Source organism: Craterilacuibacter sp. (genome assembly GCF_051659485.1).
Classification (GTDB): domain Bacteria; phylum Pseudomonadota; class Gammaproteobacteria; order Burkholderiales; family Chromobacteriaceae; genus Craterilacuibacter.
The window spans coordinates 1-9,588 of the sequence record NZ_JBOFOO010000421.1 but is presented as its reverse complement, the minus strand read 5'-3'; the positions used below and the strand labels follow the sequence as shown (position 1 = coordinate 9,588).

12 protein-coding genes are annotated in these 9,588 nt (G+C 59.6%); 9 read left to right on the top strand and 3 right to left on the bottom strand.

Annotated features, from left to right (window positions below; genetic code table 11):
• Positions 1 to 76 precede the first annotated feature (76 nt).
• The 4 genes from frdA to frdD are packed head-to-tail and all read left to right on the top strand — an operon-like array spanning position 77 to position 3,388.
• Positions 77 to 1,867 carry a fumarate reductase (quinol) flavoprotein subunit gene (gene frdA / locus ACRC1E_RS14210; protein WP_438515753.1) on the top strand — a complete coding sequence of 597 codons (1,791 nt, stop codon included), beginning with the start codon at positions 77 to 79 and terminating at the stop codon, positions 1,865 to 1,867.
• Positions 1,864 to 2,619 (top strand): succinate dehydrogenase/fumarate reductase iron-sulfur subunit, encoded by a 756-nt coding sequence (locus ACRC1E_RS14205; protein ID WP_438515752.1) that lies wholly within the window; start codon positions 1,864 to 1,866, stop codon positions 2,617 to 2,619. Before frdA ends, ACRC1E_RS14205 begins: the two co-directional genes overlap by 4 nt.
• On the top strand, positions 2,616 to 3,026 hold the full coding sequence (locus ACRC1E_RS14200; RefSeq protein WP_438515750.1) for a fumarate reductase subunit C: 411 nt from the start codon (positions 2,616 to 2,618) through the stop codon (positions 3,024 to 3,026). Before ACRC1E_RS14205 ends, ACRC1E_RS14200 begins: the two co-directional genes overlap by 4 nt.
• A complete protein-coding gene (gene frdD, locus ACRC1E_RS14195; protein WP_438515749.1) occupies positions 3,023 to 3,388 on the top strand; it encodes a fumarate reductase subunit FrdD in 366 nt (121 codons plus the stop codon). The genes ACRC1E_RS14200 and frdD overlap by 4 nt, the downstream gene beginning before the upstream one ends.
• 56 nt (positions 3,389 to 3,444) lie before the next feature.
• Here the strand turns inward: frdD and ACRC1E_RS14190 are convergent, their stop codons facing one another.
• Both ACRC1E_RS14190 and fabI read right to left on the bottom strand, forming a co-directional pair.
• A complete protein-coding gene (locus ACRC1E_RS14190; protein ID WP_438515747.1) occupies positions 3,445 to 3,798 on the bottom strand; it encodes a YkgJ family cysteine cluster protein in 354 nt (117 codons plus the stop codon).
• Between the two features lie 77 nt (positions 3,799 to 3,875).
• Positions 3,876 to 4,664 (bottom strand): enoyl-ACP reductase FabI, encoded by a 789-nt coding sequence (gene fabI / locus ACRC1E_RS14185; protein WP_438515746.1) that lies wholly within the window; start codon positions 4,662 to 4,664, stop codon positions 3,876 to 3,878.
• Positions 4,665 to 4,991: 327 nt separating this feature from the next.
• Between fabI and trxA the strand changes: the two genes are divergently transcribed.
• The 3 genes from trxA to ACRC1E_RS14170 all read left to right on the top strand — a co-directional run bounded on the left by trxA (position 4,992) and on the right by ACRC1E_RS14170 (position 7,408).
• Complete coding sequence (gene trxA / locus ACRC1E_RS14180) at positions 4,992 to 5,318, top strand: thioredoxin TrxA (protein ID WP_438515745.1); 327 nt, start codon at positions 4,992 to 4,994, stop codon at positions 5,316 to 5,318.
• Positions 5,319 to 5,453: 135 nt separating this feature from the next.
• Positions 5,454 to 6,710, top strand: a complete 1,257-nt coding sequence (gene rho / locus ACRC1E_RS14175) for a transcription termination factor Rho (protein ID WP_438515743.1) — start codon at positions 5,454 to 5,456, stop codon at positions 6,708 to 6,710.
• 68 nt (positions 6,711 to 6,778) lie between these two features.
• Positions 6,779 to 7,408 (top strand): CoA pyrophosphatase, encoded by a 630-nt coding sequence (locus ACRC1E_RS14170; RefSeq protein ID WP_438515741.1) that lies wholly within the window; start codon positions 6,779 to 6,781, stop codon positions 7,406 to 7,408.
• On the opposite strand, the gene nadC is transcribed toward ACRC1E_RS14170, so the two are convergent.
• Positions 7,405 to 8,250, bottom strand: a complete 846-nt coding sequence (gene nadC / locus ACRC1E_RS14165; protein WP_438515739.1) for a carboxylating nicotinate-nucleotide diphosphorylase — start codon at positions 8,248 to 8,250, stop codon at positions 7,405 to 7,407. The two genes, ACRC1E_RS14170 and nadC, sit on opposite strands and share 4 nt — an antisense overlap.
• 129 nt (positions 8,251 to 8,379) lie before the next feature.
• On the opposite strand from nadC, the gene ACRC1E_RS14160 reads away from it, so the two are divergent.
• Together ACRC1E_RS14160 and ACRC1E_RS14155 are read left to right on the top strand one after the other, a co-directional pair.
• Entirely contained in the window at positions 8,380 to 9,048 is a 669-nt protein-coding gene (locus tag ACRC1E_RS14160; protein ID WP_438515738.1) for an energy-coupling factor ABC transporter permease, read from the top strand.
• Positions 9,049 to 9,075: 27 nt separating this feature from the next.
• Positions 9,076 to 9,459, top strand: a complete 384-nt coding sequence (locus ACRC1E_RS14155) for an MAPEG family protein (RefSeq protein ID WP_438515737.1) — start codon at positions 9,076 to 9,078, stop codon at positions 9,457 to 9,459.
• The last annotated feature ends 129 nt before the right edge of the window (positions 9,460 to 9,588 follow it).

Sequence of the window (9,588 nt, the reverse complement as noted above, 5' to 3'; positions counted from 1 at the left end):
GACCAATAAGAATATCTTTATATTACTGGCATGATGATCTGGCTGCCCCGGGAGTGGGGTGGCAACGGGAGCATGTATGCAGGTATTCAAGGCAGATGTCGTGATCGTGGGGGCTGGCGGTGCCGGCTTGAGGGCGGCGATTGCCGCCGCCGAGCTGGATCCGGCGCAAAGTATCGCACTATTGTCCAAGGTCTATCCGATGCGCAGCCACACCGTGGCGGCCGAAGGCGGGGCGGCCGGGGTGGTACAGGCGCACGATAGCCTGGAGCACCATTTCAACGACACCGTGTCTGGTGGCGACTGGCTGTGCGAGCAGGATGTGGTCGACTATTTTGTCGGCGAATGCACTCGCGAAATGGTGCAGCTGGAACACTGGGGCTGTCCGTGGAGCCGCAAGGAAGACGGCCATATCAATGTGCGCCCGTTTGGCGGCATGAAGATAGAACGCACCTGGTTTGCCGCCGACAAGACCGGCTTCCATATGCTGCATACCCTGTTCCAGACCTCGCTCAAATATCCGTCCATCCGCCGCTTCGACGAGTATTTCCTGCTCGACCTGATCGTCGATGATGGCCGTGTTCAGGGCATTCTGGCCGTCGAAATTGCCAGTGGCGAGATGATACTGATCGAAGCCGGCGCGGTGGTGTTCGCCACCGGCGGGGCCGGGCGCGTGTTCCGCGAGAATACCAATGGCGGCATCGTCACCGGTGACGGCATGGCGGTGGCTTACCGTCATGGCGTGCCGCTCAGGGACATGGAGTTCGTGCAGTACCACCCGACCTGTATGCCGGGCACCGGCTTGCTGTTTACCGAGGCGTGCCGCGGCGAGGGCGGGCTGCTGGTCAATAAGGATGGCTACCGCTATCTGCAGGACTATGGTCTGGGGCCGGCCGAAGACAAGCCGCGCAATAAAGCGATGGAACTGGGGCCGCGCGACCGTCTGAGCCAGGCCTTCTGGTACGAGATGCAAAAGGAACGCACCATAGCCGGCCGTTACGGGGCGGTGGTGCATCTGGACTTGCGTCATCTGGGTGCCGAAAAACTGCACGAACGCCTGCCGCAAATTTGCGAGCTGGCGCGTGAGTTCATGGGCATCGATCCGGTGACCGAGCCGATTCCGGTGCGCCCGGCCGTGCATTACACCATGGGCGGCATTCCGGTCGATGTGCACTGCGCGGCATCTTTGCCCGGCCTGTTTGCCGCCGGCGAATGCTCCAGTGTCGGCATCCATGGCGCCAACCGTCTGGGCTCCAATTCGCTGGCCGAGCTATCAGTATTCGGCAAGGTGGCCGGCGAATCCGCCACCCGCTACGCACGTACTGCACCGCCACGCAATAGCGCCGCCTTGCTGCGCCTAGCCGAAGCGGCGGCGCTGCCGGCGCAAAATCTGCTGCGCCGCGACGGCAGCGAGCGCATCGCCGATATCCGCCACGAAATGGCGCAGACCATGGAAGACGGCTGTGGCATCTACCGCCTGGCGAGCAGCATGCAGGCCACCTGCGACAAGCTGGCCGAACTCAAGGCACGCTATCAGAACATTCATATTGAAGACCGCTCCAGTGTCTGGAATAGCGACTGGTTGCTGGCGATCGAGCTGGGTTACCAGCTGGATGTCGCTGAGGCGATGGCACATTCGGCGCTGAACCGGCGCGAGTCGCGCGGTGCGCACCAGCGTCTGGATGGTTACGAGGCGCGTGATGATGTGAATTTCCTCAAGCATTCGCTGGCGCACTATCAGGGCGCCGCCGCACCGGCCATCTCGTATGGCGATGTGAAAATTACCCGTTCGCCCCCGCGTGTGCGCGCCTATGGCGCAGCGGGTGAGGCGGCAGACAAGCAAGGTGCAGTAGAGGAGGGCAAGGCATGAGCGAAGTGACGGCAAAAGTATCGGTGTTGCGTTATCGCCCCGAACAGGACAGCGAGCCTGTGTGGCAGGATTATCAGGTGCCATATAGCGATGATATGTCGGTGCTGGGTGCGCTCAACTACATCAAGGACGAGCTCGACGGCACGGTGAGCTTGCGCTGGTCGTGCCGGCAGGCTATTTGCGGTAGTTGCGGCATGATGGTGAACGGCAAGCCGTCCTTGGCCTGCAAGACCTTTTTGCGCGATCACCCCGAGGGGATCAAGGTCGAGGCACTGGCGCACTTCCCGATCGAGCGCGATCTGGTGGTGGTGATGGATGGCTTTATGGATAAGCTGCAGAAGGTCAAACCCTATCTGATCCCCAAGGAAGCGCGCTCGCTGGACGAAGGCGAATATCTGCAGACGCCGGCCGAAATGGATCTTTATGCCCAGTTCGCCGGCTGCATCAACTGCGGTCTGTGTTATGCCGCCTGCCCGCAGGTCGGGCTTAACCCCGACTTTATCGGCCCGGGTGCCATTGCGCTATTGCACCGCTACAACCTCGACAGCCGCGATGGCGGCAGCGCCGAGCGCATGGCGCTGATCAATAGCGAAGTCGGCGTCTTCAACTGCACCGCGGTCGGTTACTGCTCCGAGGTTTGCCCCAAAATGGTGGACCCGGCTAACGCGGTCAACGTCAACAAGGTCGCCAGTGCGCGTGACTACTTCTTCCGCTTCATGCGCCCCGAGGGGACTAAAGGAGAGTGCCGATGAGTGCGAGAAAACCCTATATCCGCCCGATGGCAGGCTGGTGGAAGCGCGACCCGTTTTTTGTCGAGTATATGGTGCATGAAGGCACGGCTTTCTTTGTCTGGATCTACGCGCTGGAGCTATTGGCCGGCCTTGTGTGCCTGGCACAGGGCGAGGCGGCATGGGATGCCTACCGCGCCCTGATCGCCAGCGTGCCGCTGCTGATCGTCAACGCCGCCATCTTCGCCATGATGCTGTACCACGGCTACACCTGGTTCAAGATTATGCCGCGCACCTTGCCGCCGTTGAAAATAGGCGGCAAGCGCGTCGCTGCGGCGACCATTACGGCGCTGGGGCTGGGGGCGGCGCTGGGTGCCAGCATGGTTTTGTTCGGACTTGTATGGATGCTGGCTAACGGAGGTGCCCAATGAAATCTTCACTGAAGCGTTCGCATGAGCCGGTATTCTGGCTGCTGTTCGGTGCCGGCGGCATGTTGTCGGCCCTGATCGGGGCCATGCTGGTGTTGATTACCTGTTTTGCCGTCGCGCTGGGTATCTTGCCGGCTGACACCTTCTCCTACGCCAGGATGCTCGCCTTCGCACAGCACTTTATCGGCAAGGCCTTTATCTTTGCCGTGGTGGCGCTGTTCTTCTGGCATGCGGTACACCGCATCTTTCACAGCCTGCACGATGTCGGCATCCATGCCGGTCTGAAGGCGCGCTTACTGTGCTACGGCACGGCGGCAGCGGGTACGCTGCTGGCGGCCTGGGCGCTAGTGAGCATAGGCTTCTGAGTGTGATGGCAAAACATGGCCCGGCTTAGGCCGGGCTATGGCTTGGCGGGCGCGGTTTAAACCAGTACCTGTCTGGTAGCGCGCATGTATTGATGGATCTGCATTTCGATTTCCGGATCGGTTGGCGTATCGGGATGGCGGCCATGCGGGCAGGGCAGGCTGGCGGTGGTGCCGAACAGGCGGCAGATCAGCGGGCGTTCGCTGTAAACCTGGCAGCCTTTGTCACCCAGATGCGGGCAACTCAGTGACGCTAGTGCTGCTTCGTGCTCGGCCGCGCTTTTGCGCGGCAGTCTGGCCATCTCCTCGCTCGATGTGGTAACCGGGCCGCAGCAGTCGTGGCAACCGGGCACGCATTCGAAGGCCGGGATGCGGCTGCGGAAAAAACGGATTTTCTGGCTATTGCTGTTCATGATGGGGCAGGCGATCCGGTCGGCGAAAATAATAAAGGCGTCCGCAAACGGACGCCTTTGCCTGCGGTGGTGCGTGCTTAGTTTTCTGCCGCATTCATGGCATTGATGCTGAAGCCGGCATCCACATAGGTGATTTCACCGGTAATGCCCGACGACAGGTCGGACAAGAGGAAGGCGGCGGTGTTGCCGACTTCTTCGGTGGTGACATTGCGGCGCAGGCAGGCCTGATCGGCCGCAGCGCTGAGCAGCTTGGAGAAACCGGAGATGCCGGCTGCTGCCAGTGTCTTGATCGGGCCGGCCGAGATGCCGTTGACGCGTATGCCTTCCTTGCCCAGGCTGGCCGCCATAAAGCGTACCGACGCTTCCAGGCTGGCTTTGGCCAGACCCATCACGTTGTAGTTGGGCATGGCGCGCACGGCACCCAGATAAGACAGGGTGACGAGAGCCGCCTTGCGCCCTTGCATCATCGGGCGGGCTGCTTTGGCCAGCGCCGGGAAACTGTAGGCCGATACGTCGTGTGCCGTCTGGAATGCTTCACGGCTTAGCGCATCGAGGAAGTCGCCTTCCAGTGCTTCGCGCGGGGCAAAGGCAATGGCGTGTACCAGACCGTCCAGACCTTCCCACTCCTTGCCCAGATCGGCAAACAGCGCATTGATTTCGTCATCGTTCTGCACATCGCAGCGGAAGACCAGCTTGGAGCCGAAGTCGGCGGCCATATCACGGACACGCGTTTCCAGTTTGTCGACTACATAGGTAAACGCCAGTTCTGCCCCTTCACGGTGACAGGCCTGGGCGATGCCGTAGGCGATCGAACGGTTGGAAATCATGCCGGTGATCAGAATTTTCTTGCCTTGCAGGAAACCCATTTCGAGTCCTTGTACATGTAACAGGCGGCCATTATACCCGATGCGGGCGGATCACCTAATGCTCTGCGCTCCATGTGGCTGGCATTGTCGTATTTGTCGCCCGAATAATGCCGGCTTGCGTCGCCAGCGTAGCAGGCATAGGCGGGCGGGCAGGGGTGTGCCAGCAAAGGGTACGCTGTGCGTTATGCGCTGTTGTCATTTTGCGTCATGTTATGAACGGAGGGAAGATAGTAAAACCGTGCCGTATTTAGGGTTGTCGCTGGGCCTGTGCCTTTGCTACCATCAGCGCTTAAACAGCGAATACGCGAATTACACCTAGGGAAAACCATGAGCGATCTTATCCAGCATGTTAGCGACGACTCCTTCGAGCAGGATGTACTGAAGGCCCAAGGCCCGGTTCTGGTTGATTACTGGGCTGAATGGTGTGGCCCTTGCAAGATGATCGCGCCGATTCTGGACGATGTGTCGCGCGATTACGAAGGCCGTCTTAAGGTCGTTAAGCTGAATATCGACCAGAACGAGCAGACGCCGCCCAAGTTCGGGATTCGCGGCATTCCGACCCTGATGTTGTTCAAGGATGGCGAAGTGGTTGCCACCAAAGTCGGTGCGCTGGCCAAGAGCCAACTGACAGCATTTATTGACAGCCACATCTAATCGCGTCTATCCTTCCCTCAGTTTCATGCACGGGTGGTCTTTCCGCCGCCCGTCCTCTCGTTTTCTTCCTCATACTTCCGGCTTTTGAAGTCAATAGTTCCCCTTCACTTCATCAAAAGTCGACACACGGCTGCTATGCACTTATCTGACCTCAAACATCTCCATGTCACCCAATTGGTGGAAATGGCGATCGCCAATGAAATTGACGGCGCCAACCGCTTGCGTAAACAAGACCTGATTTTCGCGCTGCTGAAAAACCAGGCTAAAAAAGGCGAGAACATTTACGGCGAAGGTACGCTGGAGGTGTTGCCTGACGGTTTCGGTTTCCTGCGTAGCCCGGATACCTCGTATCTGGCCGGCCCGGACGATATTTACGTCAGCCCCAGCCAGATCCGCCGCTTCAATCTGCACACCGGTGACAGCATAGAAGGCGAGATCCGTACCCCGAAAGACGGCGAGCGTTACTTTGCACTGGTGAAGGTCGACAAGGTCAACTGCGAGCCGCCGGAAAATTCCAAGCACAAAATCCTGTTTGAGAACCTGACGCCGCTGTTTCCGACCGAGCCGTTCCGGCTTGAGCGCGACGTTAAGGCCGAAGAAAATATTACCAGCCGCATCATCGACCTGATCGCGCCTATCGGCAAAGGCCAGCGCGCCTTGCTGGTGGCACCGCCCAAGTCGGGTAAAACCGTGATGCTGCAGCATATTGCACATGCAATTTCGGTGAATCATCCGGAAGCAATTCTGATCGTGCTGATGATAGACGAGCGTCCGGAAGAAGTGACCGAAATGCAGCGCTCGGTGCGCGGCGAAGTGGTGAGCTCGACCTTCGACGAGCCGGCGACCCGTCACGTACAGGTGGCCGAGATGGTGATCGAAAAGGCCAAGCGTCTGGTCGAGCACAAAAAAGACGTAGTGATCCTGCTGGACTCGATCACCCGTCTGGCACGCGCCTACAACACCGTGGTGCCGGCCTCCGGCAAGGTACTGACCGGCGGTGTCGATGCCAATGCCTTGCAACGCCCCAAGCGCTTCTTTGGCGCAGCGCGTAATGTCGAAGAGGGCGGCTCGCTCACCATTATCGGTACCGCGCTGGTGGATACCGGTAGCCGTATGGATGATGTGATTTACGAGGAGTTCAAGGGTACTGGTAACTGCGAAATCCACCTCGACCGCAAGATGGCCGAGAAGCGTATTTTCCCGGCGATCAATATCAACCGCTCCGGCACCCGCCGCGAAGAATTGCTGGTGCCGCAAGACCAGCTGCAACGCATCTGGGTGTTGCGCAAGCTCTTGTATCCTATGGACGACATCGAGGCGATGGAATTCCTGCAGAACAAGATACGCGCCACCAAGTCCAATGCTGCTTTCTTCGATTCGATGCGTCGTTAAGACAAAGCACACCACACAAGCCAGCGCTCGCGCTGGCTTTTTTTACGTCCTGCCGACAAGATACGGGCATGAGAAAAACTGGCAATTTGACCGGGCAAATCTGGCCGGAAAGCGCGACTGCAGCCTGTGACTGGATGGCGCAACGTTTGGCACGGGCAACGCCGCCGCTGCGTCCCGAGTTTGCACAGGGCTTTCCTGGTCATGTCGAACTGCGTGCCGCCGCTGTATTGATCCCCATTGTCTGGCATGCGGATGGCCCGGCCATCTTGTTGACGCGGCGCACCGAACACCTGAAAAGCCACGCCGGACAGATCAGTTTTCCCGGCGGCAAGGTGGATGCCAGCGATGAAAATGTGGTGGCAGCCGCCTTGCGTGAAGCATGGGAAGAGGTGGGTTTGGCGCCGGATCAGGTATTGGTAGCCGGTGAAATGGAGGTTTATCCCACGCTCAGCGGTTTTGCCATTCATCCGGTGGTGGCTATCGTGCCGCCCCCCTTGTCGCTGGTGGCCGAGCCGGGCGAGGTGGCCGAGATCTTCGAGCTGCCACTGGCGCGGCTGCTGGATTTGTCTGCCTATCAGGTGCACGCTTTTAATCGCGGCGGGGTGATAGGCGAGTATTACGCGCTCACCGAGGGCGAGCGCTTTATCTGGGGCGCTACCGCCGGCATGTTGCGCCAGCTGGCGGTGAGTCTGGCTTAAAGCCCGATAATACGCATCGACAGGTCGATCGCGCGCACATCTTTGGTCAGTTTGCCGATGGAGATGCGATCGACGCCGGTTTCGGCGATAGCGCGCACCGTCTCAAATTCCACGCCGCCCGAGGCTTCCAGCTGGGCGCGCCCAGCACTCAGGGCTACCGCCGCCCGCATATCCGCCAGCGACATATTGTCCAGCAGTACCAGCGTCGCGCCGGCGGCCAGCGCCTGTGCCAGCTCATCCAGATTTTCCACTTCCACTTGTATGCTCACACCTTCCGGTGCCAGCTTGAATGCCGCTTGCAGTGCGGAGGCTATTGATCCGGCGGCCGCAATATGGTTTTCCTTGATCAGAATCCCGTCGTAGAGGCCGATGCGCTGATTGCAGCCGCCACCGGCCGTGACGGCATATTTTTGTGCCAGCCTGAGGCCGGGCAGGGTTTTACGCGTGTCGTGGATGCGGGCGCGGGTGCCGGCGATCAGTGCTACATAGCGGCGGGTTTCGCTGGCAACTGCCGATAGCGTTTGCAGAAAGTTTAGTGCCGAGCGCTCGGCGGTTAACAGTGCGCGCGCGGGGCCGCTAATTTCGCATAACACAGTATTGGCGCTGACTTGCTCGCCCTCGGCGACCTGCCAGGTGATCTTGCAGCGCGGGTCGACCTGACGGAAACATTCATCGAACCAGGCTTGCCCGGCTATCACCGCATCTTCACGCACGATAATGCGGGCCCGGGCTTCGCTGGCAGCCGCTATCAGTGCCGCCGTCCAGTCGCATGGCCCGATATCCTCGGTCAGTGCGCGGGCAACATCCTGTGCGATCAGATGGGGGGCGGGCAGACTGGGCATGGCATTCTCCGGAGCGGGCGACAAAAGCGCGATTCTAGCAGATTGTGGCGATGCGCTTGCCGGCTATGCGTTGAGGGGGCAGGCTAAAGTCCTGTTATGATTTGGGCATTATTATTGCGTGTAATAGTCATGAATTTTACTGCCGAGTTGTTTCCCGTCTCATGGCTGATCCTGTCGGCACTCTTGTCGCTTGTTATCTTGCTGTTTTGTGCGGGGCGCCTGCCTTGGCGAACGCTGGATGGCCATTTGCTCAATGCCGGCATGGGGGCGACGGTGGCGGTGCTGGGCTTATGGCTGTTACAGGGCGGGCTTAAGCCTGGTTTGTCGTTTCATCTGCTGGGGGCCGCGATACTGACCCTGATGTTGGGGCCGGCTCTGGCCTTATGGGCGCTGGCGCTCGTGTTGCTGGCGATGGCGGCGCTAGGCTTGGGGGCGTGGCAGGCTTTCGGGATGAATTTCCTGTGTATGGCCTTGCTGCCAGTTGGCTTGGTGTGGGCCGTCTTGCGCATAAGCCAGCGCAGCCTGCCGGCCCATTTTTTTATCTACCTGTTTGTGTGTGCCTTCATCGCCGGAGGCGCCAGCCTGTTGCTGGCGGCCGTAGCCGGCTGTATGGCTTTATTTGTGGCCGGAGCCTATTCGCTGGATTTGCTGCTGGATGAGGCCTTGCCGTTTTACTTTTTACTCTCGTGGTCGGAGGCGTTTACCAGCGGCCTGGTCATGGCCGTGCTGCTGGTCTACCGTCCGCAGTGGGTGAGTACCTTTGATGATGCACGCTATCTGGCCGAGCGCGATGATTAGGCCATGGAATCAATGAAAGGAAACATGATGAATTTTGCCTTGTGGAGCCTGCTACTGGCATCGGTGCTGCCCCTGCTGTGGGCGGTATTGTCCAAAGCCGGCGCCCCTTACGACAATAGCCGGCCGCGCGAAGTGCTGGCACGGGCATCCGGTTATCGTCAGCGAGCCAACTGGGCGCAGCAAAATGGATGGGAAGCTTTTGCGCCATGGGCGGCGGCGGTATTGGTGGCGCAGTTGATGGGGGTCGCGCACAGCACGCAGGATATTGCTGCGATCATCTTTATTGCAGCGCGCCTGGCGCATGGTGTGTTTTACATCATGGACAAACCCATGCTGCGCTCGCTGGCATGGCTGGCCGGCTTCGTAGCCATGGTGGGTTTGTATATGGCGGCAGCAATGGCGGGAGGGTAGTTTGGGGAATAGGGAATAGGGAATAGGGAATAGGGAATAGGGAATAGGGGCGGCTGGCGGGTTTGGTTTTTCGGGATCGGGAGCGGGGAATCGGGAGCCGCGGTGTTGACGTGCTTGGGTCGGTTCGCA

What these genes read in the sequence shown, in the direction of transcription:
- rho (WP_438515743.1), top strand. Translation starts at nt 5,454, where the DNA reads ATGCACTTATCTGACCTCAAACATCTCCATGTCACCCAATTGGTGGAA.
- trxA (WP_438515745.1), top strand. Translation starts at nt 4,992, where the DNA reads ATGAGCGATCTTATCCAGCATGTTAGCGACGACTCCTTCGAGCAGGAT.
- frdD (WP_438515749.1), top strand. Translation starts at nt 3,023, where the DNA reads ATGAAATCTTCACTGAAGCGTTCGCATGAGCCGGTATTCTGGCTGCTG.
- nadC (WP_438515739.1), bottom strand. Translation starts at nt 8,250, where the DNA reads ATGCCCAGTCTGCCCGCCCCCCATCTGATCGCACAGGATGTTGCCCGC.
- ACRC1E_RS14155 (WP_438515737.1), top strand. Translation starts at nt 9,076, where the DNA reads ATGAATTTTGCCTTGTGGAGCCTGCTACTGGCATCGGTGCTGCCCCTG.
- fabI (WP_438515746.1), bottom strand. Translation starts at nt 4,664, where the DNA reads ATGGGTTTCCTGCAAGGCAAGAAAATTCTGATCACCGGCATGATTTCC.
- ACRC1E_RS14170 (WP_438515741.1), top strand. Translation starts at nt 6,779, where the DNA reads ATGAGAAAAACTGGCAATTTGACCGGGCAAATCTGGCCGGAAAGCGCG.
- ACRC1E_RS14205 (WP_438515752.1), top strand. Translation starts at nt 1,864, where the DNA reads ATGAGCGAAGTGACGGCAAAAGTATCGGTGTTGCGTTATCGCCCCGAA.
- frdA (WP_438515753.1), top strand. Translation starts at nt 77, where the DNA reads ATGCAGGTATTCAAGGCAGATGTCGTGATCGTGGGGGCTGGCGGTGCC.
- ACRC1E_RS14190 (WP_438515747.1), bottom strand. Translation starts at nt 3,798, where the DNA reads ATGAACAGCAATAGCCAGAAAATCCGTTTTTTCCGCAGCCGCATCCCG.
- ACRC1E_RS14200 (WP_438515750.1), top strand. Translation starts at nt 2,616, where the DNA reads ATGAGTGCGAGAAAACCCTATATCCGCCCGATGGCAGGCTGGTGGAAG.
- ACRC1E_RS14160 (WP_438515738.1), top strand. Translation starts at nt 8,380, where the DNA reads ATGAATTTTACTGCCGAGTTGTTTCCCGTCTCATGGCTGATCCTGTCG.